Below are 25732 nucleotides of genomic sequence, written 5' to 3'. Positions count from 1 at the left end.
AGCGGTTGTCTGACACCCGTTGGACTGGCTGGCGCTATGGGTCTCGCCATGGCGCCAGCCAGCGCATGTTCGAATCGAGGTGAGATGGCGCCGATTTCCGCGGACCGGCTGAGTTGCCAAACTTGAATGAATCGATCTCAAACCGGGCGTCGATGCGCGACGACGACCTTGAACCGAGCTCGGAACATGCAACCGGCTCCTCTCGCGCCAAAATATCCGCATCAGGTCTTGCCAGCGGCCGATCTCGCGCGCGGCGGCGCGGGGCTAACGCAGGGCGTACGGGGCGCCTGTAACGACAGCTGGAGGCGCGGTGCGGGCGTCGGCCGCGTGCTTGCTGGCGCGACCCCTTCGCCGACTTCCGGCAGCGCGCGTCGTCATCAAGTCCCGCGTCGTCAAGCCGGCTGGAAAGGGTCTTCATGGCGCGCGTCGCCTGGAGGGTCGATCACCACAATACCGGCCATCCCCACTGCACCTCAGCATGCGCAGTGATCGCTTAACTGGCCGGGAGCATCGCGGTCGTGTCCCCTGACATAGCTTGACGTGTCAACTCCCCGAGAAAGCGACTAAACGGACGATGTCATGATGAACGCTGGCCCGCTCAAGGGCCGCCATATAGTCCGCGCGGCTTTGCACGGGAATGACGGTCCAAGGATAACTGCCTGCCGCCATCATGACGTTCATCAAAAACCGCCCCATGCGACCGTTCCCATCCATGTAGGGGTGGATGTATACGAAGATAAAGTGGCCGAGGGCGACGCGCACAGCCGGATGCTCTTCTGCATCGAGCATCTCAAAAAAGACCGGCATCGCATCCCGCACGGCATTGGGCGGTAGAGGCACATGCATGGAATTGCGGATGAACACGCGCTCGCTGCGATAGCCCGCCAGATCGCCGGGCTTGACGACACCGGAGGCAACGCTGGGGGCGAATAGTTCGCGGTACCACCCTCCATGATCCTCATCGACGACGCGGCCAGGGTTCTCATTCGACAAGACAGACGCCACGCTGCGTTTTACCGCTTCGAAGGCTTGGTAGTAGCCGCGCGCCGCGAGCGCATCGCGATGCTTACCGTCTTGCGGATTCATATCCGGATTCCAGGTGCCGCTTCGCACTCGATCGATCAGCTCGGGGCTGACCGGATAGCCTTCAATCGAAAGCGAGCGATAAGCGTCGGTCACATAGACGTCATCAACACGCCGGAGGTAGGCACCGGCGTCATTTGGACGTCCGGGCGCCGCCGGAAAATTCTCGATGACGGCGCCGCGCATCTCCTGCCACATCGGCCTGATCCGTCCGGCATAGGGGGACGTCTCGCGGCGCGGCAGCGACAACTCCGGCCGTGTATCGAACGGATCGGTTTCGCGAACCGTGTAATTGGCAGCCTGCATGCTCCGGACAATGTTATCTGCGATCCGCTCGCGGCCGATGTTACGGAATGCGCCCGCGAGGCGGCCGGCTATTGTGCTGTGACCTCCTTCGAGAAGTCGCGTGAGAATTTCCGAGGCATCCGAGAACATCGCCAACGCTGTCCGCGCGTCGGTCGGTTTTTGCGCGAAGAAAGTGGGGGAGGCTTCAATGAGCGCCGCCGGTAAGGCGTAGAGGCGAAGACCGTCTGTTTCGGCAATGTCGCGGGCAGTCGGCATGCTGGCCCGCATGTCGAAGACCGACGTGCCGTGCAGAAGGGCAGTGGGTTTATTGCCTGCGGCGGGGGACCGCACCAGCAATTGCGCCGGGACGGTGCGATTGCCTGCATGAAAGGACAAGGAGGGTTCAGGCGCGATACACCAATCTTTGCCGAAGCGATCGTTCAAATAGTTGGCGCAAAAATCCCAAAACGAGGCGTACCAGCCGGTGGTCTCACCTTGGCGCTGATTGGGATTGGCCGGAATATACCAGCCTTTCATGACTTCTTGCGGGAAGCCGCTTTTGAGGAGCCGTTCGCGATGGGTGCGTGATAGATCACTCGAACGGATGGCGACGATCCGACGATCCTGCAGTTCCTTCAGGGCGGCGAGCAACTCGGCCAATTTCTCATGGGGCGGTGCCATTTTGTACGATCAGGGCCTGCGTCTTGGTCTATCCATAGGGTGGATGGTAGCTATCCTTACAATCAATTGTACCGATATTACCGAATACTACTACAAGACGCTGAATGAAAGCGGGCCGGGTGGGTGTCCGTCTCACGTGGGCTGAAGCTGCCGGGAAGAATGCGGAGACGAACATGTGCGGGATTGTTGGCATTGTTGGGCAACAGCCGGTGTCGGATCGGTTGGTCGACGCGTTGAAGCGTCTGGAATATCGCGGCTATGATTCGGCCGGCGTTGCGACGATCACCGAGGGCGCCTTGCATCGCCGGCGCGCCGAGGGCAAGCTCGTCAATCTCGAGACGAGACTGAAGGAAGAGCCGCTGAGCGGCAACATCGGCATCGGCCACACGCGTTGGGCAACCCATGGGGCATCGACGGAACGCAATGCGCACCCGCACTCTACCGACGGTGTCGCCGTCGTCCATAACGGCATCATCGAGAATTTCGCCGAGTTGAAGGACGAATTGGCGGCGGCGGGAGCCGAGTTCCAGACCGACACCGACACCGAAGTCGTCGCGCATCTCTTGGCAAGACACCGCCGGGAGGGCATGGGGCGAGGTGAGGCGATGCATGCCATGTTGAAACGAGTCAGGGGCGCCTACGCGCTTGCCATTCTTTTCGAGGATGATCCGGCGACCATCATGGCGGCGCGCAATGGACCGCCGCTGGCGATCGGTCACGGCGACGGCGAGATGTTCCTGGGCTCCGACGCGATCGCGCTTGCTCCCTTCACCAATGAAATTACCTATCTCATCGACGGCGACTGGGCCGTAATCGGCAACACGGGCGCCGATATCTTCGATTTCGACGGCCATCCTGTCGAGCGTCCGCGCCAGACCTCCACGGCCGCGACCGATCTGGCCAACAAGGGCAACCATCGCCACTTCATGGAGAAGGAAATTTACGAGCAGCCCGAGGTCATCGCGCATGCGCTCGGTCACTATATCAACATCATAGAGAATCGCGCCGACATGGTTTCTGGCATCGATTTCGCCAGAATCCCGAGCCTGGCGATCTCTGCCTGTGGCACCGCCTATCTCGCCGGACTGATTGGAAAATACTGGTTCGAGCGCTATGCGCGCCTGACGGTTGAAATCGACGTTGCGTCCGAATTCCGTTACCGCGAAATCCCGTTGTCGCCGCAGTCGGCGGCTCTTTTCATTTCGCAGTCTGGCGAAACCGCCGATACGCTGGCATCGCTGAGATACTGCAAGGAGCTTGGGCTGAAAATTGGCGCCATCGTCAATGCCCGCGAATCGACCATCGCTCGGGAGGCCGATGCGGTCTTCCCGATCCTTGCCGGACCGGAGATCGGCGTCGCCTCCACCAAGGCTTTCACCTGCCAGCTTGCCGTTCTTGCCGCACTCGCCATCGCCGCCGCCAGGGCCCGCGGAACCGTAACCGAAGACGAGGTGCAGGCGCTCGTCAGGAGCCTCGCCGAAGTGCCGCGCGTCATGGGCCAGGTACTCAACAGCATCCAGCCACAAATCGAGTTCCTGTCGCGCGAACTGTCAAAGTGTCGTGACGTCCTGTATCTCGGCCGCGGCACCAGTTTCCCGCTGGCGATGGAAGGTGCGCTGAAGCTCAAGGAGATTTCCTACATCCACGCTGAGGGCTATGCGGCGGGTGAATTGAAGCACGGTCCGATCGCACTGATAGACGAGAACATGCCAGTGATCGTCATCGCGCCACATGATCGCTTTTTCGACAAGACCGCCTCCAACATGCAGGAAGTGGCTGCCCGTGGAGGGCGGATTATCCTCATCACCGATGAAAAAGGGGCAGCCGCATCGAAACTCGACACCATGCATACGATCGTGCTGCCTGCCGTCGACGAGATTATCGCGCCGATAATTTTCTCGCTGCCGATACAGCTTCTTGCTTACCACACGGCGCTCTTCATGGGCACAGATGTCGACCAGCCGCGCAATCTCGCAAAATCGGTCACCGTCGAATGATCGTGACGTTTTTATAGGTGGCGATGCTCGTCGATCCGAAAGCGCCAACACGTGTCTAGAACTGACGCTTGGATGAAATCCAGATGACCATTATTGTTCGCCGCGATTCCGGGAAACTCGCGATCGCCGTATCCATGACAATCGCCATCCTTTTTTGGCAGGTCGGGCAATTGCGCAGGGCAACCGGATCGAGCTTGCTCAAGCCGACGTCAGCACAGAAGCCCGCGGCCCTTTCGGCTGTATCCTCGGCCGGCTCATCCTTTCAGTCTGCGAATAAGCATCGGCGGCTTAAAACAATTGGTTAACATCGGTAATCGATGTGTGATTCAAACATGCGTTTTTCGCTGCATCGGCGGCGGAAATTGGTCGAAGGTATCAGCATCCACTAGGCTGGGTGGACGATGCCGCGAATAGCAACTGAAGGCGGCGGCAGGGGAGTTCGAGTTGCTGTTCAAGAAGGCCATCGGCGAGGAGAGTGAGTCGCGTGGGATCATAGGACGAATGCGGATCAGGCCATCTCAGGGCAGGCAGGTTCTTGAAACTTGATCAGAAGCAGGTGAGCCGCCATATTCCGATCCGGCTGCCAAATTCAGGTGGCCCGTTCCATGGATGAGGCCGGTCCGGCCGAATCGACGTCCATTTTTTTGATTTGCTGGGTGCGCCAGGTCCGGGAGGAAATCTCCCGATTTATCAGGCGCTCCTTATCTTCTTGGAGGTGTCTATGAAGGATTCGCGCATTCCCGAGCCAGTCTTGACGGCTATGTCGCAGGGGACCCACATCATCCGCGCTTATCGTGAACACCTTGGATATTCGATCGAGGACCTCGCAGTGGCATGCGGGCTTGCTGCTGAGGAAATCCAAAACATCGAGACGGGTCTGAGGTACAACAAGGGCTATCGGGATCGGATAGCGAGATCCCTGTCCATACCTGTGGGAATTCTTGAGGCGGAGTCGGACATATCGGACGCCGCGTGATCAGTCTGCAAGTTGGTGGAAGATCCGCTACCTTGTGATGTGTGGTTTGCGACTGATAGACGAAGCGTAATTCCTTTGCTGACCACCGTCAAAAAAGCGCCCGGGTCCTGGAAACCAAAGAATGGCTTCGGGCGCAGTACCGCCAGGAAAGTTGGGACGCTTCTTCATGCTGTCTCAGGTAATACAGCCAGCCGGAGTCTGCGACACTTATACGATAGCATTGGCTCGCGACGAAGGATGCCGACGGCGAGCTCGTGCTGGTCGGCAAGGCGATACTGGCTGGAGAATCAGGTTGGCCGGCGAGAGCGGCCCACCACACGAGGCACGATCGGCGGACACGGCCGGAATCGCGCACCGCTCTTAGAAGAGCACAGCGGGCACCCAGACGCTGCTGGGTTGACTATGGGTGTCGGAACCGCGAAAAGGGGCCGCTCTTCATGAGTGGCGTGCGCCGGCAGTCTCACCCCAAGCCCCCCGCCCAGGCTGCCGGTGCGCTTCTAGCAATGTCGAGGTAGGCCGTAACTAACGCCTCCTTGTCCAACTACGCTTCGATCAGATCCCGAGCAGCCATCCAGTCAAACGTCGCTTGCGCCTCTGCCCGCCGAGGTCTTACGCGTCCTCCAGCGAGTCAAGCCGTTCACCATGGGTGCCTCCAGTTTTGGTGCTCGCAGGCGTGCCATTTGCGATTTCGTGTCGGTGAGAGCACCGGAAGCACTTCCCTGCTTGAAAAAGGGCAGGGCGGCTTGCGTCGTCCCTGTTGTTGCTATTTTTCGCCGAGTCGGAGTTTTCCCTGGTTCCGGAATCGGGACATTCGACTTGCAAAAAAATAGCCCATGGTGGTCGATCGTCACGCCCTTGAGTTCGGCGGCACGATGGGACGACAGCAGCCAGCTTCATTTGCATGAGGGGGCTCGTGCTCTCAAATACTTGATGCATTTCCGCTTTCCGTAACCTCCGTGCGTGTTGCTCGGTGCCAGACGGAGACCTCGGTCTAAACGATCGCGCATCGATGCAACGCCTACGCTTTGATCGCCATCATCCCGGCCATTGCTTTGCCGCTATCGCCGCAGCCGTTTTCGAGCACGACAATCATGCCGGCGGTGTCGGCAACTATGCCGCATGCAAAAATTTACAGATGGTTCTAGCCAAATGCTAGCTGCCCAGTATGTGTCCGGCATTTCGCAAGGCCCCTAGGAAGAGACTGGCATGGCCATTGGCATCGATCTTGGCCTGCATCGGCAGGGACATGCTGTTCCAGTTCTCCAATGGCGCAATGAAATGTGAGAAAGCACCATTGACGATGCAATGGTGGGTAACAAGGCCCTGTCTGTCCAACGCCAGCACGCCGGTCTGGGCGCCCTGATATCGGATGGCTGCGACCCGCTGGACCTCCGCGTCACCGTCGATCCGCACGTCGAAAAGCAGGATACCGCGGCTCCTGGTGGCTATCTCCGCGGCTTTATCAGTGAAGCTTAAGGAGAGCGAGCGGACGCTTTCGACCGCCATCTGGAAAACCATCAAATCCAGTTCACCCACTGCCATAAGGTAGCTGCGCGCAACACAGGGGTGATTGCAATCGACGCACACGGCTTGTTCACAGATGTCGGCTCACGATGGATCAATTAGTTTGGGTTTGCTGATTGGCCACCGGCTCGCGGCCGAGATGCCGGCAACCCTGTCCTCAATGAACATCCCTGCCTATATCGATTCGGCCGCAGCCGATTTCCTTGAGCAGGGAAGGGCGGCTTACAACCTGTTGGGTCTGGAGCAATCCCGGTTCCTGCAGGCAGACAAGGACACCCATATCCTCACATGGAGAGGTACGGATGCGAATTCGGTCTTGGCGTTCGCTGTAACATCGGCTGGCCTGGAGTGCGTGGTTCTCGACGTCGGCGTCAAGCCCTCGACACAGTGCCCAATGAAGCTGCCGGCATCCTTCGGCAGGTTGCGGCGCGGCCGCCCCCGTCCATAGACGGTCAGATTATGGACATTGCCATTGCTGGTTCCAGCAACCGTATCGGTGCCAATTGTCACCACCCATGGCTTGAGTACACGCAGTGTCACCGCAAAGCGTGTAATTGACCGTCGCGGCACCCGGCCGAGTCATATTGCGAACCGCAACGGTCGCACCCCCGCACCGGTGCTCATGCCAACGTTGTAGGTCTGGCCAGAGGTGCATTGGACACAAATGGTGCTGGTCTGGTCGACATTGGCATCGATGACGCCTTTAGAGAGCCAGATTCCAGGTCGCAGGCGATCTGGACTTGGTAGCGGCAGGAGGATCACATTGACGATTGGACGGGCTTGGGCGGCGCGAATGCCGCTCCGCTCCGTTTCAGGACTCCCTCTACCGCAGGTTGTTCGTCAGCTTCTCGACAGCTAGCCAGAGTAGCATGAAAGCGCCGTGCATACCTGATCTATGAACGTAGGAGACTAAGATGGACCCGACCCACTTCAATCCATTCAGTCCGGATTGGCAACAGTACTACGCCGGGCTGACCCAGCAGCAGGCAGGACAGGCGGAGCAAGCGGAGGAGGCCGGGCAAGAGGACTTTCAGCAGCACCTGAGCGCGGCGGCCACGGCTGGCCCGTCGACCCGGCCGCGGTATACGGCCGCTCCTGGAGACGAAGCCCTCATCCAGGAGGCGACTGATTATGAGTCGCGTCGCGGGATTACGCCGGAGTCTCTCGTCACCAGACGTACCGGTCTGCGGAAGCTGTCTCAAAAGCTCCAAGAGAATCGTGGGGTGGGTATCGCTGGACTAAGTGACCATTCGCTCCACGACTTTGCTAGGGAGTTCTTCCCGGGCAACAGGGGGGTCACGAAAGGGTTGAGCATGCTTAAGCGGTACCGTCAGACCCAAGGGGAGGGTACTTCGCGAGCCGCGGAGGGCACTTCTCGCCAGCCAGTGCATCAGCCGGCCCCGTCGGCAGCATCAAGTTTCGATCAAGACGAGATTTGGCGATTGCATGATGCGGCGGAACAACCCGCCTCTTCGCCGCACAGTGTCAACTCGGCGGACTTTTGGGCGGGGGTGGATCAAAGGGGCCAGTTGCCAACCCATAGTTGGAATACGTCGAACTTTTGGAGGAGCCTAGATTCACCTGCTCATTCGCCAGCGCCAAGCGTCAATCAGCCAGGTCCGCCATCCTTGGAGCAAAGCGCTGCAGCATCGATTTTTGGGCCAGCATACGTGCCTTACGCACCGCCTCCGGCGCCGGATTTAACAGCGTACGTCCCGGACTGGCAACACGGCGACCGACGGGCGCCTGTGGACCTCATGCGCGGAATGCACTGGCAGAACTTACTGCCCAGCGCGTCCCGGCCGCAGACAAATTTCACCATAGATGGCGTGCCCTACACGGCCGTGTTGGGGCAATCAGGCAGGCAAGATGACATTCAAGTCTACCGAGACTGAACGGGTGATTGCCGCATGGCAAACAGGATGGAAGTAGAAGCTGCGTCGGGCCTAAGTCACCCAGCCAAGTTGCCGCGACAATTGATGTCGTGATCATTCCAGACATCTGCATTTCGGCGTGGCTGCGAAAACATCCCACTTGGCAAATCCGTTCTTTGCGGCAAGCCCATCCTCAGGCCGTCTTGTACATGAATGAAACCCTCGCGGTGGCGTCCCTCGAAGCTCGGCACCGCCGGGCGCTTGATCGAAGCGTCGAGAACCTTGTTTCCCAAGATCCGGACTCCTTCAGAGCATATTCTGGTACGCTCGCCTTTGAACATCCACTGAAGCGTGCCGTTTCGCTAGTCCGTGTTCCTAGCAGGCTCACCGCCTGAGGGCGCCTCGCACACAGCGGCACGTCCGCGCATGAAACTCGTTCCCGTTCACTTCACAAAATCGATTTCCTGAAGTACTGGGAGCGCAGAGAAATCTCCGGTCGCAGCCTACCCGGTTAAAACAAGGACCCAACGATGAAGACTCTCGTCGTCTGCTCCGGCGGATTGGACTCCGTTACTCTTGCTCACAAGGTGGCAGCGGAGTACGAGCTCGCCAGCCTCCTATCATTTGATTACGGCCAACGGCACAGGAAGGAATTGGGATTCGCCGCCCTTTGCGCCGAGCGTTTGAACGTCCCGCATCGCAGCATCGACATGCGCGAAATCGGCCGCGGCCTTTCCGGCTCCGCGCTGACCGACAGTGTGGATGTGCCGGACGGGCACTACGCCGAAGATACGATGAAGGTCACGGTGGTGCCGAACCGGAACGCCATCATGTTGGCCACCGCCTTCGGTCTCGCCGCCGCGCACAAGGTCGAAGCGGTGGCGACTGCCGTGCATGGTGGGGATCATTTCATTTATCCCGACTGCCGTCCGGCCTTCATCGACGCTTTCCAGATGATGCAAGACCGCGCGCTCGACGGCTACGCGAAGGTTCGCCTTTATGCGCCCTATGTGAATCTCACGAAGGCAGACATCGTTAAGGATGGAGCAACATACGGCACGCCATTTGCGCAGACCTGGTCCTGCTACAAGGGCGCCGAACGTCACTGCGGGAGGTGCGGGACCTGCGTCGAGCGGCGCGAAGCGTTTCATCTCTCTGGGCATCCGGACCCCACGGACTACGAGGACTCCGACTTCTGGCTCGATGCGCTGCGAAGGAGGACCGCGTAATGTTCCGTATCACCAAGGAATTCCACTTCTCGGCCTCGCATCAGCTCACCACGTTGCCGCCCGATCACCAATGCGCGCGCCTGCACGGGCATAACTACATCGTCGAAGTGGAGCTTTCAGCGAATGGACTGAACGACAACGGTTTCGTGCGCGACTATCACGATTTGGCGCCATTCAAACGCTATATCGACGAGAGCTTCGACCACCGACATCTCAACGACGTGCTCGGACATGAGCAAGTCACCGCGGAATGCCTGGCCAGACATTTTTATCTATGGTGCAAGGCAGGCCTGCCCGAAACCTCGGCCGTGCGGGTGAGCGAAACGCCGAAAACCTGGGCGGAATACCGGCCATGACCGATACGCATCCCGCAATCCGCGTGAGCGAGATCTTCGGGCCGACGATCCAGGGCGAGGGCGTGCTCATCGGTTTGCCGACGGTCTTCATCAGAACCGGCGGGTGTGACTATCGCTGTTCCTGGTGCGACAGTCTCCATGCGGTGGACCATCAATTCCGCCATGAATGGGAGATGATGCCAATCGACGCGGTATGGCAAACCGTCGTTAAGCTTTCCGGTGGCCGGCCAGTTATGGTGTCGCTGTCAGGCGGCAATCCGGCCATTCAGCCGTTTCGTGCGCTCATCGAGCGAGGCCATGGTGAAGGTTACCGTTTTGCGCTGGAGACCCAAGGTTCGGTGGTCAGGGACTGGTTTGCCGACCTTGACGTGCTTGTCCTCAGCCCAAAGCCGCCTTCAAGCGAAATGATGACGGATTGGGCCGCTCTCGAGGCGTGCGTCGATGCGGCGCAGGAGAAGCCGCAAATCGTGCTCAAGCTCGTTGTTTTCGACGAGAGCGACTACGCCTACGCGAAAGGCGCCGCGGAGCGATTTCCGCGCCTTCCGGTTTACCTGCAACCCGGCAATCACACGCCGCCCCGTCCTGGCAACGAAGACGCGCCTGTCGATCTGGACGGAATAATGAAACGTATGGAGTGGCTGGTTGAAAAGGTAACCGGCGACAGGTGGTTCGACGCCCGCGTGCTGCCGCAGCTGCACGTTCTGCTGTGGGGCAACAAGAGGGCCGTCTAGCCCTCCGTCTTTCGTTGCACTGGAACTGCTTCTGCGGATCTTCGGTTAGCCGAGTCGGCCCCCATTGACGGCGTTCTCGGGGTACTTGCGGACTTATGGTACCGGCACCAAGAGCGCGGCCAGCCGAGTTTGATCCGACTTTGATGGGGCATCCTTGTGGTCCGAATTCAGGGATGCGCGATGGGCCGGATTGTGCATGGGAGCATCACGACGACAGAGGCGATCCATCGAGCAATACATCATGGTCAAGACGGCCTGAGGACGCGGGCCAACGCTACGGCACAAATCACAAGACCGTTGGCAACCTGGCGCGAGAACTCCATGTCCATCACCGCATGAAGGTCCACGACCGACAACCCCTGCGCCCACTCAAAGGTTGGCGCGACGCTACCATTAAACAGTATCTCCTATCGGGATCCGGCGGCGCCTCCTGCAGCTGGCACAGTTCTTGCGATGTCCTGCGAATGGGAGAGATTTAAGCCGACCGACCGAAGGCGCCGGTCCCCGACCCCGGGGAAAGCTACGCAAAGCAACTGTTTTGTCCTCGTTGATTATCGAACTCAAGGGATCTGCCGATCCATTTCTCAGGGGAGGGCGGTGCCGCGCGTCTTTGGTCGATAAGATGGATTGGGAGAGGACCATGAGTGTTCAAAGCAAGCGATTGATCCGATTTGGCATTGCGCTGGAAAACAGGCATAACCTTCGCATTGAGGAGGTTATGCGCCTCGGCGTACTTCGCGATGGGGTCCAGCTTCTCACGACAGAAATCCGGTTACCGATCTTGGGGCAAGTGATCCCCCGCATCGAGATTGAATTGTCCAACGGAGTATTCCGAAAGAAACTCACCGCGAGAGTGAACTCCGATTCGCCCTTCATGTTCGACGGCGAGGCGTTGATCGCGACAATCAATGGTGTGACCGAGCACGTACCCTGCCGTCAATTTATTGACCAAGACAGAGCGCCGACCGGTATGTACAATTTCGGCATGACACGCAAAAATGGCGCTCGCAGCTTCGTTTTTGATCATCATGTTTATTGCTGCTATTCTTGTGATTATTGCTTTAAGGAGAACGAATGGGAGGTAATGGCCATACGCGGCGGGGGCAGCACAGACTACCAATCCAACTTCCAAGAGTGCCTCTCCTATATTGAGCGTAACGGTCATAACTTCAACAGTCTGTATGACATTGTCTGGCTCTGCACAGGGAGCATCAAGGACGAAGCAAAAGAACTAGAACGGCACGCGGCACTCGCACGACGACTGCGTGAAGCAGGCTACGCACACGACATTTATTTATCCCAGGTGGTTCCTCCGAGCGTCAGGAACGACCGAGTACGACGGATAGAATATCTTACTCAACTTCGGGAAGCAGGCGTCACACGGTTTAATACTGGTGTCGAGATAGTCGGCACCGAGGTGCGACGAAAATACATCCGCGGCTTTAAAGGCACGTATGTCTTCAGCGACTATTTGCCTGTTTTCGCTGATGCGGTCGACGTTTTCGGTCCTTTCCGTGCCGGCAGTTGCCTCCTGACCGGAATAGAGCCATCCGATAGTACGATCGCGGGGTTGAAAGCTCTTGCCGAGCTTTCCGTCGTGCCCGCGCCAACTGTGTTCACTCCGTTCGTGACAAAGCAACTGGCTATCCCCTTCTGTTTCGATTTGGACGAACTGCTTGACGCTCACGCTCGTTTCCACGCCCTGATCAAGCGTCATAAGCTGCCGGTATTTTCGGGCGTGTTCAGCCTTGCCTGACCGATTTCCCATCCGACCTGGAATCGATGAGCTTCGCGTGAGCTGACCCACTCCAATCAGCCAAGGGCGAGGAAAGATGAAACACATAATGCCAGCCTGTTCAGGCTTGAGCGCGGCACTGGGGCAGCGTGGTTAGACGCAACCGCTTCGAACGATACGCCGCGAACTCCATCCACGATATTGGATGCCCGTTTGGCTGACGCGGTCAAGCAATTGACCTTCGAGATCGCGGGTCCAACGTGGCACCGCGCTTGGACTCAAGTCAGCCTACGGTCGCTTGAGGGATCGACCCGTTGATTCTTTTCGAAATCCGCAGAGCTGGCGTCGACGGCTCGCATCCGGCGCGACTGATCCGAGCGGTGCGGCGGCAGCCCAGCGTTCGCGCGCCAGGAGCGTAACTTGGGGCCTATTGTCGCAACGCGGCCGGTCGACTTCCGTCATTTGTGGAGCGCCAGACTATACGGGGTCGCAGCGGCAATCGCTTGGCCGCTGCCAGACTGCGTGTAACGCCCAGAGCGACCTCCAATCCCCGACACTCGGCCTTCTCTCGATAAAGTCACGCGCCAGCGGTGTGTGCAGAAATCCGCACCGCGCAGCCTGACGGACCGCGCTCGGGACGGGAAATTCTCGGCCTGGCCGATGATCATGGCGCTGCTTCGGCCAAACTCGATGCCGAAAAGAGGCCCGCGGAGACCGATGGGCCGCCGGATGATGGCAATCGAGGGAAGGGCGGTCGAGGTCTCGGAAGCCTGCGCAGGCCGAAATCATGATGCTGGATCGATGTGTGAACCCGCGTACCGGCCGTTTCCGTTGGCGCAGCCAGTGATGCAGGCCAAGCCGGTGGCTATTCGTCGCCTACGAGACCGTCGAACGCCTCAAGCAGCGCATCGACGATCGCCTGGCCGAGCGCCTGTGCCGTCTCACCTGTTTGGGCTTCGTTTCCGTTGCGCGCGGCGGTGGCGAGTTCCGAACCCTCATCCGTCAGGATCGCATTGGCCCGATCGATCGCCCATTGCGCAAAATCGTCCCGGCTGTCGATGATCCTGGTTTCCATCAATGCGCGCTCCCGCGTTTACGATTTGTTTGCCTAATTCGGGCTAGGGTTGAGACGCGCGATGGGTACTGCGTTCGCGCCATAACACTTCTCGATCCTTGCAGCGAGCCTGACTGAGCAAGCCCTTCCGCCTCGCCCGATCGAAGAGGTTCTTGCCGGATGAGGGCGCCCATTTTCTTGCGCCGCGTGGTGCCCGTTCATGAAGCCTTCGTGCTGGTTGGCGATTTCGCGCAGCGTGAGCTGCGGGGACAAATTATTTCCCAGCTACCAGCTACATGAGGCGATGCTCGGGAAGGCCGGCGGGCGCATGAAACGCCCGCGCCGAGTTCCTCGACGATCCTTTGGCAGCCGGCCACTCCCTGTGGTCGACGGGAAACGCGAGGTTGCGTGTTAGCGGCCATTTGCATCGTTTTGGGCCGGATTTCCAAGCATGGATGGGTACGGCGTCTCTTGAGGTTCCCCAGACGCTGCAGTCTACCAGCGCGGATCAGGCCATTCGGCGCTAGCCCACAACTCCAGCTCCCCTGTAGACAAGAGGTTCCTCTCCCCCGTTGGAGGCGGAACACTATCGTACATCGGATCGAAACTGGTCAGAAGCTGCAGAAAATTTCGCTTTCTTTCCGCCTTCGTCCATAAGCAGAAGATTGCGCCTCCTGGTCATTGAGCCGATCGGCGCCAACGGCCTTGCCCTGGCCGGTGACACCCCGGAAAAGAGGACGATGCGCAATCCAGGCGAGTTTCAGCCAGGTGGTCTCCAGCGCCACGACCGGGCAGGTGGCGTCGAATGAAGCCGCGGCCGACCTTGATCTCGCGCCAGCCCGGACGCTTATGGCCAAAGACCTTCGTATCCGCAATACGACGGTATCCGATGAATGGTCAAAACGTGGCGCAATCGGTTCACGATCGACTGAAAACCGTGACCGTTCCTCTGCGGTGCTCAGACCGCCACCGAATGCCTGGCCTTGCCGGTTTCGAAATATCTGTCGAACTTCGCCGCGATACTCCTGACAAAGGGCCGGCTTTCCACCGGCACGACGAAGCGGTCACCGTCAAGTTCAAGCAACCGCGCAGGATCGTGAAGGGCCGTGGAACTCGCTTTGACGAGAAGCCTTTGACCGGCTTCGCCAAAGCGCTCCACCAGGTCGATCGCGGAGAAGCCGAAGTCACACATCAGGCGCTCGATGATCCAGCCGCGAACGCGGTCGTCATCGGAAAACGCAATCCCACGGACCGCGGCCAACCCGCCGTTTGCGACCATGCGCCCATACTCGGTGGTCGAAGGCATGTTCTGTGCATAACCTTGCCGAAATTGGCTGATGGACGATGGGCCGAGGCCGATCAAGGTTTCGCAACGATCCTCGGTGTAGCCCTGAAAGTTCCGGTGCAAAGTCCCGGCGCGTGCCGCAAGCGCCAGGCCATCGCCCGGTTTGGCGAAATGGTCGAGCCCAATTACCTCGTAGCCCTGGTCCACGATCGCCTGCGCGGCAAGTTGCGATTGGGCAAACCGTTCCGCGGGACCGGGCAGCCATGCCTCGTCGATCATCGTCTGATGTTTCTTGAACCACGGTACGTGCGCATAGCCAAAAAGCGCGATCCGGTCCGGTTCCAGGGTCAGTGCCTGCGCAACCGTGGAGGAAACGCTCTCCCTGGTCTGGTGCGGCAGGCCGTAGAGCAGGTCGAGATTGACCGATTCGACGCCGCGCGAACGAACGCCGTCAACAACCGTCTTGGTCTGCAGGAAGCTCTGCTCGCGGTTGATCGCCTTTTGCACTTTCGGATCGAAATCCTGCACGCCGAGGCTCGCCCGCGTCATGCCGATTTCGGCAAGTGCATTGAGGCGCGCTTCGTCCATATCGTTCGGATCGATCTCGATGCTGATTTTCGTATTCGGAACAAAATCGAAGCTGTCCCGCAAGAACGCGCCTAGAGCCACCATATCCTCAGGCTTCAGCATTGTCGGCGAGCCGCCGCCGAAGTGGATTGCGCGGACGAAGACCTTCCCGCTGATAAGGGCGGCAACCGTCGCGATCTCCGCGCGTAGCGAGCGCAGATAAGCGGTCACCGGCTCATAGTGGCGCGTCTGCTTGGTATGGCACGCACAGAACCAGCAGAGTCTGTCACAATAGGGAATATGCAGGTAAAGCGATATCTCGTCACCGCCTTCGAGCGCCTCCAACCAAGCTTTCTGGACCGCCGCGTCGACGCCCGGATGGAAATGCGGCGGGGTCGGGTAACTGGTGTAGCGGGGAACGTTCTGGCCAAGTCTGGCAGCTAATTCCGGTCGCATGTCGTGGTCCACCATGTTTGAGTCGCCGGAACTCTGGACGCGTCTAACAGCCAAAGCCCTGATTTCGGTCAACCTCCAGCACGGACAAACTGCCGCAACGATTTTTCTACCGTCGATTGCTATCCTGCCGCCACTTGGGATCGGTAGAGCGATCGAATGACAGTACGGCAGGATATTCATAGTTCCGGCATTCCCGTTGTTTGCCTACCTTGCGAGGCACGGCACCGCGGCGTCTGCGGTGCGCTCGATCCAGACGATTTGGCGCGGCTCGCCAAGACTTCGTCGCGGCACAAGATCGAGCCGGGGGTCGAACTGATCGGCGACGCCGAGGCCGTCGACAGCTATTCAAACGTGCTTTCAGGCGTGGTGAAGCTGACGAAAAGCCTTTCGGACGGCCGCCAGCAAATCGTCGGCCTCCAGTTCGCACCGGATTTTCTGGGACGGCCGTTCAAGGTGAAAAGCGCGATCAATGCGGAAGCGGTAACCGCTGTCTCGCTGTGCACGTTTCCGAGGGCGGCCATCGAACGGATGATGAAGGAATCACCGGAACTTGAGCATCGCCTGCTCAAACAGACGCTGAACGAACTCGACGAGGCACGCGAATGGATGGTGACTCTGGGGCGCAAGACCTCACCGGAGAAGGTGGCGAGCTTTCTCCTCATGATCGCCCGGAATATCGATCCCAGTGTTGGCCCGGCGGCCAGGTCCGCCTGCTTCGATCTGCCACTGACGCGTGCAGACATCTCTGATTTCCTTGGACTTACAAACGAGACTGTGAGCCGCCAGCTGACCAGACTGAGAATGGACGGCGTGATCCGGATCGAGAACAATCGCCATGTCACGGTGGACAGTATCAGCCGGCTGGAGCAGCGCTGCGGCGGCCGACGCGCAACCGCCCTTTAATGAGACCTAAACGGCGGAGCCTGCGTCGCTTACTCCGACCCGCGGCAGGACATGTTCGCGTTCGAAAGCGGTGTGTCGCCGCAAGCCTTCGAAGAAGCCGCGCAGAATGAGACCGACGGCTTCCACATTCTCCACTGTCTCGCCATGGCCGATCGCTAGCAGAATTCGATCACCTCACCAGCAAAGCACTTGTCTTCGACGTGTTGGGCGCGCAACCGCCGGGTAGAAGCGAGGCTGGCGTCGCCGCCGACGACAGCGGCCTCGTAGGCGGAAAAGACAATCGTTTCTTTCATATTGATGAACGTTTGCGCGACAATGGCAGGATTGCGTTACGTGCCGAGGCACTTCAGGCGATCGACGCTCGGCAGCCCATCAGCGATATTTTCCTAAGCATTGCAGAGCTGCGGGTTTTCCCTGTGCGCGCGCTTCATCACATCGCACGCAATCGTCTCCACGCCGGGCGGCCCCGCGGACGCCGGACTTGTTCATGAGCGGGGCGGCCGTGCTGCGTTTCCTCGTTCAATCGCCACCTTCTGATCGCACCGAACTCGATGCTGCCCGAAGCAAAATCGTGCAGCTCTGACATGGATCAGGGCGAGCAGGCGGCGGCTGCGCAAATAATGCGCTGCGGATTTGGGTCCGCCGGAATTGGAGATCGGGACTTGCGATGAAATTCGGCACAGAGATCGTCCTTCTAAGCCTGTTTGCTTTTGCGGCCCTCGTGGCTGCCGGCTTCGGCGTAGATGAACCTTTTCGCCAGCATATGTTGGTTTTGTTCTTCACCGCGGCTGGCTTCACTGCGATCCTGTTGCGCAACACAGAGTTCAAGCCAGCAATTCCGATCGACCCCGCTGCTTATATGGATGGGCCGATACGCTATGGGGCCGTCGCAACGGTGATCTGGGGCGTCGTAGGCATGCTGGTTGGTGTGGTCATCGCGCTGCAGCTTGCCTATCCGGATCTCAACATTGAGCCCTGGTTTAATTTCGGTCGCTTGCGGCCGCTGCATACGTCGGGCGTCGTTTTTGCATTCGGCGGCAATGCACTGCTTTGCACGTCTCTGTATGTCGTGCAGCGCACCTGCCGCGCCCGGCTGTTTGGCGGCAATCTGGCGTGGTTCGTGTTCTGGGGCTATCAGCTCTTCATCGTCATGGCTGCGACAGGCTACCTGCTCGGCATCACCGAGAGTCGCGAGTACGCCGAACCCGAATGGTATGTGGACCTGTGGCTGACCATCGTCTGGGTCGCCTATCTTATCCTGTTCCTAGGCACCATCCTGAAGCGCAAGGAACCGCATATCTACGTCGCTAACTGGTTCTATCTGTCCTTCATCGTTACCATCGCGATGCTGCATGTGATCAACAATCTGTCGATGCCGGCCTCGTTCCTGGGTTCCAAGAGTTACTCCGCCTTTTCCGGCGTCCAGGACGCGCTGACGCAATGGTGGTACGGCCACAATGCCGTTGGCTTCTTCCTCACCGCCGGCTTTCTCGGCATGATGTATTATTTCGTGCCCAAGCAGGCGAACCGCCCAGTCTATTCCTACCGCCTTTCGATCATCCACTTCTGGGCGCTGATCTTCCTCTATATCTGGGCTGGTCCGCACCATCTCCACTACACCGCTCTGCCCGACTGGGCGCAGACGCTTGGCATGGTGTTTTCGATTATGCTCTGGATGCCCTCCTGGGGCGGCATGATCAACGGCGTGATGACGCTGTCCGGCGCCTGGGACAAGCTGCGCACCGATCCGATCATCCGCATGATGGTTATGGCCATCGCCTTCTACGGCATGTCGACCTTCGAAGGCCCGATGATGGCGATCAAGACGGTCAACTCGCTGTCGCACTATACCGATTGGACGATCGGGCACGTCCACTCCGGCGCGCTTGGCTGGGTCGGCATGATCTCGTTCGGCGCAATCTATTTCATGGTGCCGAAGCTGTGGAACCGCGAGCGGCTCTATTCGCTGAGGCTGGTCAACTGGCATTTCTGGCTGGCTACGCTCGGCATCGTCGTTTACGCGGCGGTGATGTGGGTCTCCGGCGTCATGCAAGGCCTGATGTGGCGCGAGTACGACGAGCAGGGCTTCCTGGTCTACTCCTTCGCCGAAACCGTTGCCGCCATGCATCCCTACTACATCATGCGTGCCATCGGCGGCGCGATGTATCTGTCCGGCGCCCTTATCATGGCCTGGAACATCGCCATGACTATCTTTGGCTACCAACGCGAGGAGGATCCGATGCCGGGCTCCATCCCCGCCCTCCAGCGTGCGCGATCAGGAGCCGGAAAATGGGCTTGATCGACAAACACGCCGTCATTGAGAAGAACGCCACGCTTCTTCTCGTGGGCTCCCTCCTTGTGGTGACGGTCGGCGGCATCGTCGAGATCGCGCCGCTCTTCTATCTCGACAATACGATCGAGAAGGTCGAAGGCATGCGGCCCTATTCGCCGCTCGAACTCGCCGGACGCAACATCTATGTGCGCGAGGGCTGCTACCTCTGCCACAGCCAGATGATCAGGCCGTTCCGCGACGAGGTCGAGCGCTATGGGCACTACAGCCTGGCGGCCGAGTCGATGTACGATCACCCGTTCCAGTGGGGATCAAAGCGCACTGGACCGGACCTTGCCCGGGTTGGCGACCGCTACTCGAACGAATGGCACGTACAGCATCTCAGCGCGCCGCGCTCGGTGGTGCCGGAATCGATCATGCCGAGCTACGCGTTCCTGAAGGATAGGCCGATTGAGGTGAAGGACTTCTCGACGCATCTGGTCGCCAACCGTCGGGTGGGGGTGCCCTACTCCGATGACATGATCGCCAACGCCAATGTCGATCTGATGGCGCAGGCGAATCCCAACATCGATACGTCCGGCCTTGAAGCGCGCTACCCCAAGGCCAAGCTCGGCGACTTCGACGGCAACCCGCAACAGGTCACCGAGATGGATGCTCTCGTCGCCTACCTTCAGATGCTTGGCACGCTGGTCGATTTCAAGACTTACGACGAAGCCGCCGGCTACCGCTGAGGAGAGCGACGATGGACTACAATTTGATGCGGGAATTCGCCGACAGCTGGGGCCTGCTCGCCATGGCGCTGTTCTTTGTCGGATGCGTTGCCTTCGCGCTTCGCCCTGGCGGCCGCGGGCAAGCTGACGAAGCCGCTCGAATTCCTCTCAAGGACGACTGATCATGAGCAGCGAGCACATCGACGAGGTCTCGGGCATCCCGACAACCGGCCATGAGTGGGATGGCATCCGGGAACTCAACAACCCACTTCCGCGCTGGTGGATCTGGACGTTCTACATAACGATCGTCTGGGCGATCGGCTACACCATCGCTTACCCGGCATGGCCAATGCTTACTTCCGCGACCAGAGGTGTGCTCCGCTATTCGAGCCGCAACCAGGTCAAGAATGAACTGGCGGCCGCCGAAGCCGCCAAGGCCAAATATGTCGCGGCGGTGGAATCGAAAACCGTCTCGGAGATTGCTGCCGACGACGCATTGCGCGAGTTCGCCGTCGCTGCCGGCGGTGCGGCTTTCAAGGTCAATTGCGTGCAGTGCCATGGCTCCGGTGCGCAAGGCTCCAAGGGGTTTCCTAACCTCAATGACGACGATTGGCTGTGGGGCGGCAGCGCCGAGCAGATCCAGCAGACGATCACGCACGGCATCCGCTTCGCATCAGACCCGGATACGCGCCTGTCGGAAATGCCGGCTTTTGGCGACATCATCACGGCGGACCAGATCAAACAGGTCAGCGCCTACGTTGCCAGCCTGTCCGGCTTGGTCCAGGACGCAAGCCTGATCGAGCCCGGTGCCAAGGTGTTCGCGGAAAATTGCGTCGCCTGTCATGGCGACACAGCGAAGGGCAACAGAGAGCTCGGCGCGCCCGACCTGACCGACGCCATCTGGCTCTATGGACCGGGCGAGACGGCTATTGCCGCGCAGGTCCGCGCGCCGAAGCACGGCGTCATGCCGGCCTGGATCGGTCGTCTTGGCGAGACCAAGGTCAAGGAGCTCGCGGTCTATGTCCATTCGCTTGGCGGCGGAGAATAGGAACGGAAGCCTATTCTCGGCCCTCCCCGCCAAGCGACGAGGCCCGGCGCACGCCGGGCCTCGACACCATTCCGGCGTCCGGCGAATGACTTGCATCAACGCGGTGCAGTTCACCATGCGGCAAAGCGTGCTCAACGTGGCCGCCAGCCAGAACCGATCGGTCGGGCTTCCGCCGGGAAATCGTCGCTGGTGACTGGAGCTTCTCGTGGTTGATAACACGCAAATAGAACGGCTCGAAGCCGAATCGGTCAACTCCGCCAAGGCCCGTCAGCCGCTTTATACCCCGCGCAAGAAGATCTTCCCCAAGCGCGCCTCCGGCAGCTTTCGCCGATTCAAATGGCTGGTGATGGCAATCACGCTCGGCATTTACTACCTGACGCCTTGGCTGCGCTGGGATCGAGGGCCGTTCGCGCCTGATCAGGCCGTGCTGCTCGATCTTGCCAACCGACGCTTCTATTTCTTCTTCATCGAGATCTGGCCGCAGGAATTCTACTATGTGGCCGGCCTTCTGGTCATGGCCGGCGTCGGTCTTTTCCTGGTCACCTCCACGGTTGGCCGTGCCTGGTGCGGATATACATGCCCGCAGACCGTATGGGTCGATCTATTTCTGGTCGTCGAGCGGGCCATCGAGGGCGACCGCAACGCGCGTATGAAGCTCGATGCCGGGCCCTGGACCGCTCGCAAGCTCGTGCTGCGGGTATCGAAGCACGCCATGTGGTTGGTCATAGGTGCGGCGACCGGTGGTGCCTGGATCTTCTATTTCGCCGATGCGCCGACGCTGGTTGGCGAGCTTTTCACCGGCACTGCGGCACCCGTCGCCTACATCACCGTCGCCGTGCTGACAGCGACGACCTATACGTTCGGCGGGCTGATGCGCGAGCAGGTCTGCACCTATATGTGCCCGTGGCCGCGCATCCAGGCGGCCATGCTTGACGAGACTTCGCTCACGGTGACCTACAATGACTGGCGCGGCGAACCTCGTTCGCGTCACGCCAAGAAGGTCCAGGCCGCCGGCCGGCCGGTGGGAGATTGCGTCGACTGCAATGCCTGTGTCGCGGTCTGCCCGATGGGCATCGATATTCGCGACAGCCAGCAGCTCGAATGCATCACCTGCGCACTTTGCATTGACGCCTGCAACGGCGTCATGGACAAGCTCGGCAAGGAGCGCGGGCTGATCTCCTATGCGACGCTATCCGATTACAATGCCAACATGGCGGTGGCCACCGCCGGCGGCTCCTGCGCGGCTAGCCCCTCCCTGGTCAGGACGGCTGACGGCAAGTTCTCCGACAGATTGGCCCATTTCCATGTCAGCAAGATCTTCCGGCCGCGAACCTTCATCTACATGGGCGCGTGGACGGCGGTCGGGCTCGCGCTGCTCTATTCGCTGCTGACGCGCGACCGGCTCGAAGTCAACGTGCTGCATGACCGCAATCCGCAATTCGTCACGCTGTCCGACGGTTCGATCCGCAACGGCTACACAGTCAAGCTACTCAACATGATCCCCGAGCCAAGGACGATCGTCGTCACGATGCAAGGTTTGCAAGGGGCCGAAATGAGCGTGGTCGGCGCCGAAATCCCGGCAGGCCGTTCTTTCGCCATTCCGGTCGAGCCCGACCGGCTGAAGATGCTGAAAGTCTTCGTGCGCCAGCCGGCGGAACAGATCCACGGCACAGCGCAAACCTTCACGTTCCGTGTCGAGGACAAGGCGAGTTTCGAGTCGGACGAGTACATCGCCACCTTCAACGCACCGGAGACCGCCAGATGAAAGCTAGAACCCAAAAATCCCGCGAATTCACCGGCAGGCACATGCTGGCCATCATCCTTGCCTTTTTCGGGGTGGTCATCGCGGTCAATCTGACCATGGCGACACTCGCCAACACAAGCTGGACCGGCCTTGTCGTCGAAAACACATATGTGGCCAGCCAGCAATTCAACCGAAAGGCAAAGGAAGGGCGCGCGCAGGCTGCACTCGGCTGGACGGGCAAATTGACGATAGAAAGGGGTGAAGTCCGCTACAGCCTCAGCGATGCCGCCAGCAAGCCGGTTTCCTTGCATGCCGTCAAGGTGCTGTTTCGTCATCCCGCCTATGAGGCCGAGGACAAGTCCGTCATCTTAACTCTCGCGGCGGGCCAATTTGCTGCGCAGCACACCCCAAGAGATGGCGTCTGGATCGTCGAAGTCGACGCCGATGCCGGCCTTACGCAACCCTATCGCGACGTCCGTCGGATCATGATTTCCAAAGGAGCGCTGCAATGAGCTGCTGTGCGCCGGGCGCCGAAATGGCGCTGGCTCTGGACAAGGTCGCATCCGTCCATCCGTCGAATCAGGAAATCAAATTGGTCAGCCGCTCGCTTGGCGACAACACTCGCCAGATCAATCTTTCAGTACCGACTGTTCGTTGCGCGGCCTGTATCCAGACGATCGAGACGGTGTTGGGAAAGCTCGACAATGTCGAGGGCGCACGTGTCAACCTGTCGACCAAACGCGTTGCGATCCAGTGGCGTGGCGACGAGGTTCCGCCGTTCGTCGCCGCGCTTGGGCGGCTCGGCTACCAGGCGCACCTGTTCGCTGCCGAGATCGATGAAAAGGACAGGACGCTTTCAGAGCTGATCCGCGCCGTCGCGGTTGCCGGCTTTGCGGCCGGCAACATCATGCTGCTTTCGGTGTCGGTCTGGTCAGGCGCCGAAGGCGCGACCCGCGACCTGTTCCATTGGGTCTCGGCGCTGATCGCCGTCCCCGCGCTTGCCTGCGCCGGCGGCATCTTCTTCCGTTCGGCCTGGAATGCGCTGCGTCACGGCCGCATGAACATGGACGTGCCGATCGCCGTCGGCGTCTCGCTCGCCTACGGCATGAGCCTCTACGAGACCATCAACCATGGCGACCACGCCTATTTCGACGCGTCGGTATCCTTGCTGTTCTTCCTGTTGATCGGCCGCACACTGGATCATGTGATGCGGGAGCGTGCCCGGGCCGCGGTGAAAGGCCTGTCACAGCTGGCCGCGCGTGGCGCCATGGTGCTGCGCGCGGATGGTTCGCGCGATTACCTGCCGGTTGACGAGATCGAACCGGGCATGCATCTGCTGATCGCGGCCGGCGAAAGGATTCCTGTCGACGGCAAGATCATACAAGGCTCTTCGGATCTCGACTGTTCCCTGGCTTCCGGAGAGAGCACACCCAGAACCGTGGCGCCAGGCGAGCCCGTGCAGGCCGGCGTGCTCAACCTTACCGGTCCGCTGACGGTCCAGGCGACAGCGGCCGCGAAAGATTCGTTCCTGGCCGAAATGGTTCGCCTGATGGAGGCCGCCGAGGGCGGCCGGGCGCATTATCGCCGGATCGCCGACCGGGTTTCGGCGCTCTATGCTCCTGTGGTTCATCTGACCGCCTTCGTGACGTTCCTTGGCTGGATGGCCGCAACCGGCGACTGGCACAGGGCAATAACGATCGCCATCGCCGTTCTCATCATCACATGCCCATGTGCGCTCGGCCTCGCCGTGCCGATCGTGCAGGTGGTCGCCGCGCGCCGGCTGTTCGAAAATGGCATCATGGTCAAGGATGGTTCCGCCATGGAGCGCCTGGCGGCAATCGATACGGCGATATTCGACAAGACCGGAACGGTTACGCTCGGACAGCCCCGGCTGGTCAACGCGTCATCTATCGATCCGGCGATGCTGGCAATAGCAGCCGATATGGCCGCGCACTCCCGCCACCCGTTCTCAAGAGCCATAGCCGGCTTGGCGGGCTTTGCCGGTCAGCCGAAACTCGAATCCGTCAGCGAGCACCCGGGCTTCGGGATCGAAGCCACAGCCGCGGGCAGCACTTGGCGACTGGGCCGGCGCGGATGGGCTGGATGCAAGGCTCGAACCGGTGGCGAAAGCAAATTTGGCGGGACGGTTCTGACGAAAGACGGGATCATTGTCGCGTCCTTCGTTTTCGAGGATGCGCTGCGTGCCGATGCCAGGGCGGCCATTGTGCAGTTGAACGATGCCCGGGTGTCCGTGGAGATGCTGTCCGGCGATACCGCGGGCGCCTGTGGCGAAGTCGCGGCAACGTTGGGTATCGACGACTTCGTTCCGGCGCTGCTTCCTTCGGACAAAGTCGAGTGCATCGAAACGCTGGCGAGAGCCGGCCACAAGGTTCTAATGGTTGGCGACGGGCTCAACGATACGCCTGCGCTGGGCGCAGCGCACGTCTCGATCGCTCCGGCCACCGCCGCCGACATTGGCCGCAACGCCGCGGACTTCGTCTTCCTGCGCGAAAGCCTTTTGGCCGTACCCCTTGCCCTGGACGTCTCACGGAAGGCCGGACGGCTGATCCGCCAGAACATCGCGATCGCGATCGTCTACAACGCTGTCGCCGTGCCGATCGCCATTCTGGGGCAGGTCACGCCGCTGATCGCGGCGATTGCCATGTCTGCTTCGTCGCTGCTTGTCATCGGAAATGCGTTGCGCCTGCAGGGTTTTGTGCTCGCCGAGGTGACGAGGGCTCCCTCGGCAACGCGTTCGGGCATTCGCGCATCGGTGCAGCCGTCATGACGACGCTCGTCTACCTCATACCAGCAGCTCTGTTCCTTGGCGCGCTGGGGCTGTCCGGCTTTCTGTGGGCCTTGAGGAGTGGTCAATATGAGGATCTTCACGGGGCCGCCGAGCGCATCCTCATCGACCTGGACGACAAGCCGGAATCTGACCCAGATCGCTGTGCCGACGACCGTGCGGATGCCGGTCGTCAGCCGAGTCGGCTTGCTCGGGAACAACCTACAGAGGCTCCACAGCTGGCTTAGCTAAGCCGCGCTTGACGTAGATTTGTGAAAAGCCCCTGTCGCTCGAAGGACTGCGTCGCTCGGATTTGTCGTGTCTGGCTGATCCAGATCAAGGTTATCTCCTCATCGGCGTGGTTTCGTCGACTAGCCTTTCAAAGGAGAACGCATGTCTAACGGACAGTTTAGTCGTCA

22 protein-coding genes and 3 pseudogenes are annotated in these 25732 nt (G+C 60.0%); 17 read left to right on the top strand and 8 right to left on the bottom strand.

Features of this window, described 5'->3' with window-relative positions; translation table 11 throughout:
* Nucleotides 1-543 precede the first annotated feature (543 nt).
* The gene (locus ABVQ20_RS30790; protein ID WP_354463439.1) at nucleotides 544-2028 is read right to left on the bottom strand and encodes a Fic family protein; all 1485 of its coding nucleotides are present in this window, start codon (nucleotides 2026-2028) and stop codon (nucleotides 544-546) included.
* Nucleotides 2029-2222: 194 nt separating this feature from the next.
* Between ABVQ20_RS30790 and glmS the strand changes: the two genes are divergently transcribed.
* From glmS to ABVQ20_RS30775, 3 genes are all read left to right on the top strand, one after another.
* Complete coding sequence (glmS, locus tag ABVQ20_RS30785) at nucleotides 2223-4046, top strand: glutamine--fructose-6-phosphate transaminase (isomerizing) (protein WP_354463438.1); 1824 nt, start codon at nucleotides 2223-2225, stop codon at nucleotides 4044-4046.
* 83 nt (nucleotides 4047-4129) lie between these two features.
* Complete coding sequence (locus ABVQ20_RS30780; protein ID WP_354463437.1) at nucleotides 4130-4351, top strand: hypothetical protein; 222 nt, start codon at nucleotides 4130-4132, stop codon at nucleotides 4349-4351.
* Nucleotides 4352-4767: 416 nt separating this feature from the next.
* Nucleotides 4768-5022, top strand: coding sequence for a helix-turn-helix domain-containing protein (locus tag ABVQ20_RS30775; protein WP_354463436.1), 255 nt, complete (start codon nucleotides 4768-4770; stop codon nucleotides 5020-5022).
* Between the two features lie 1152 nt (nucleotides 5023-6174).
* On the opposite strand, the gene ABVQ20_RS30770 is transcribed toward ABVQ20_RS30775, so the two are convergent.
* A complete protein-coding gene (locus ABVQ20_RS30770) occupies nucleotides 6175-6564 on the bottom strand; it encodes a hypothetical protein (RefSeq protein ID WP_354463435.1) in 390 nt (129 codons plus the stop codon).
* Nucleotides 6565-6649: 85 nt separating this feature from the next.
* On the opposite strand from ABVQ20_RS30770, the gene ABVQ20_RS30765 reads away from it, so the two are divergent.
* Nucleotides 6650-6994 carry a hypothetical protein gene (locus ABVQ20_RS30765; protein ID WP_354463434.1) on the top strand — a complete coding sequence of 115 codons (345 nt, stop codon included), beginning with the start codon at nucleotides 6650-6652 and terminating at the stop codon, nucleotides 6992-6994.
* Here ABVQ20_RS30765 and ABVQ20_RS40555 read toward each other — a convergent pair.
* Together ABVQ20_RS40555 and ABVQ20_RS30755 are read right to left on the bottom strand one after the other, a co-directional pair.
* Nucleotides 6973-7254 (bottom strand): annotated as a pseudogene (locus ABVQ20_RS40555) (spore coat protein U domain-containing protein); the annotation flags it as partial. The gene ABVQ20_RS30765 and the pseudogene ABVQ20_RS40555 sit on opposite strands and share 22 nt — an antisense overlap.
* Nucleotides 7255-8497: 1243 nt before the next feature.
* A complete protein-coding gene (locus tag ABVQ20_RS30755; protein WP_354463432.1) occupies nucleotides 8498-8713 on the bottom strand; it encodes a hypothetical protein in 216 nt (71 codons plus the stop codon).
* Between the two features lie 237 nt (nucleotides 8714-8950).
* On the opposite strand from ABVQ20_RS30755, the gene queC reads away from it, so the two are divergent.
* From queC to ABVQ20_RS30735, 4 genes are all read left to right on the top strand, one after another.
* On the top strand, nucleotides 8951-9649 hold the full coding sequence (queC, locus tag ABVQ20_RS30750) for a 7-cyano-7-deazaguanine synthase QueC (protein ID WP_354463431.1): 699 nt from the start codon (nucleotides 8951-8953) through the stop codon (nucleotides 9647-9649).
* Complete coding sequence (gene queD / locus ABVQ20_RS30745) at nucleotides 9649-10005, top strand: 6-carboxytetrahydropterin synthase QueD (protein WP_354463430.1); 357 nt, start codon at nucleotides 9649-9651, stop codon at nucleotides 10003-10005. The genes queC and queD overlap by 1 nt, the downstream gene beginning before the upstream one ends.
* Complete coding sequence (queE, locus tag ABVQ20_RS30740) at nucleotides 10002-10736, top strand: 7-carboxy-7-deazaguanine synthase QueE (protein ID WP_354463429.1); 735 nt, start codon at nucleotides 10002-10004, stop codon at nucleotides 10734-10736. The genes queD and queE overlap by 4 nt, the downstream gene beginning before the upstream one ends.
* A gap of 640 nt (nucleotides 10737-11376) precedes the next feature.
* Nucleotides 11377-12492, top strand: coding sequence for a hypothetical protein (locus ABVQ20_RS30735; RefSeq protein ID WP_354463428.1), 1116 nt, complete (start codon nucleotides 11377-11379; stop codon nucleotides 12490-12492).
* Between the two features lie 844 nt (nucleotides 12493-13336).
* Here the strand turns inward: ABVQ20_RS30735 and ABVQ20_RS30730 are convergent.
* The 3 genes and pseudogenes from ABVQ20_RS30730 to hemN form a co-directional block, all read right to left on the bottom strand.
* Entirely contained in the window at nucleotides 13337-13546 is a 210-nt protein-coding gene (locus tag ABVQ20_RS30730; protein ID WP_354463427.1) for a hypothetical protein, read from the bottom strand.
* A gap of 650 nt (nucleotides 13547-14196) precedes the next feature.
* A pseudogene (locus ABVQ20_RS30725) lies at nucleotides 14197-14371 on the bottom strand (integrase); the annotation flags it as partial.
* A 112-nt stretch (nucleotides 14372-14483) separates the two neighbouring features.
* Nucleotides 14484-15833: an oxygen-independent coproporphyrinogen III oxidase gene (gene hemN / locus ABVQ20_RS30720; RefSeq protein ID WP_354463426.1), complete on the bottom strand. Its 1350-nt coding sequence runs from the start codon at nucleotides 15831-15833 to the stop codon at nucleotides 14484-14486.
* 156 nt (nucleotides 15834-15989) lie between these two features.
* On the opposite strand from hemN, the gene ABVQ20_RS30715 reads away from it, so the two are divergent.
* Entirely contained in the window at nucleotides 15990-16736 is a 747-nt protein-coding gene (locus ABVQ20_RS30715; protein WP_354463425.1) for a Crp/Fnr family transcriptional regulator, read from the top strand.
* 155 nt (nucleotides 16737-16891) lie between these two features.
* Here the strand turns inward: ABVQ20_RS30715 and ABVQ20_RS30710 are convergent, their stop codons facing one another.
* Nucleotides 16892-17029 (bottom strand): hypothetical protein, encoded by a 138-nt coding sequence (locus ABVQ20_RS30710; protein WP_354463424.1) that lies wholly within the window; start codon nucleotides 17027-17029, stop codon nucleotides 16892-16894.
* Nucleotides 17030-17403: 374 nt separating this feature from the next.
* Between ABVQ20_RS30710 and ccoN the strand changes: the two genes are divergently transcribed.
* The 8 genes and pseudogenes from ccoN to ccoS all read left to right on the top strand — a co-directional run.
* Complete coding sequence (gene ccoN / locus ABVQ20_RS30705; protein WP_354463423.1) at nucleotides 17404-19035, top strand: cytochrome-c oxidase, cbb3-type subunit I; 1632 nt, start codon at nucleotides 17404-17406, stop codon at nucleotides 19033-19035.
* Complete coding sequence (gene ccoO / locus ABVQ20_RS30700) at nucleotides 19026-19757, top strand: cytochrome-c oxidase, cbb3-type subunit II (RefSeq protein WP_354463422.1); 732 nt, start codon at nucleotides 19026-19028, stop codon at nucleotides 19755-19757. The genes ccoN and ccoO overlap by 10 nt, the downstream gene beginning before the upstream one ends.
* 11 nt (nucleotides 19758-19768) lie before the next feature.
* Nucleotides 19769-19918 (top strand): cbb3-type cytochrome c oxidase subunit 3, encoded by a 150-nt coding sequence (locus tag ABVQ20_RS30695; protein WP_354463421.1) that lies wholly within the window; start codon nucleotides 19769-19771, stop codon nucleotides 19916-19918.
* Nucleotides 19919-19920: 2 nt separating this feature from the next.
* Nucleotides 19921-20784, top strand: coding sequence for a cytochrome-c oxidase, cbb3-type subunit III (gene ccoP, locus ABVQ20_RS30690; protein WP_354463420.1), 864 nt, complete (start codon nucleotides 19921-19923; stop codon nucleotides 20782-20784).
* Nucleotides 20785-20989: 205 nt separating this feature from the next.
* The gene (gene ccoG, locus ABVQ20_RS30685; protein ID WP_354463419.1) at nucleotides 20990-22549 is read left to right on the top strand and encodes a cytochrome c oxidase accessory protein CcoG; all 1560 of its coding nucleotides are present in this window, start codon (nucleotides 20990-20992) and stop codon (nucleotides 22547-22549) included.
* Nucleotides 22546-23040: a FixH family protein gene (locus ABVQ20_RS30680; RefSeq protein ID WP_354463418.1), complete on the top strand. Its 495-nt coding sequence runs from the start codon at nucleotides 22546-22548 to the stop codon at nucleotides 23038-23040. The genes ccoG and ABVQ20_RS30680 overlap by 4 nt, the downstream gene beginning before the upstream one ends.
* Nucleotides 23037-25316, top strand: a complete 2280-nt coding sequence (locus tag ABVQ20_RS30675) for a cation-translocating P-type ATPase (RefSeq protein WP_354463417.1) — start codon at nucleotides 23037-23039, stop codon at nucleotides 25314-25316. The genes ABVQ20_RS30680 and ABVQ20_RS30675 overlap by 4 nt, the downstream gene beginning before the upstream one ends.
* Nucleotides 25313-25462 (top strand): annotated as a pseudogene (gene ccoS, locus ABVQ20_RS30670) (cbb3-type cytochrome oxidase assembly protein CcoS); the annotation flags it as partial. The gene ABVQ20_RS30675 and the pseudogene ccoS, both read left to right, overlap by 4 nt.
* Nucleotides 25463-25732: the final 270 nt, after the last annotated feature.

It is taken from the genome of Mesorhizobium shangrilense (genome assembly GCF_040537815.1).
In the GTDB taxonomy this organism is placed as follows: domain Bacteria; phylum Pseudomonadota; class Alphaproteobacteria; order Rhizobiales; family Rhizobiaceae; genus Mesorhizobium; species Mesorhizobium shangrilense.
This window is presented reverse-complemented; position numbering and strand designations above follow the sequence as displayed.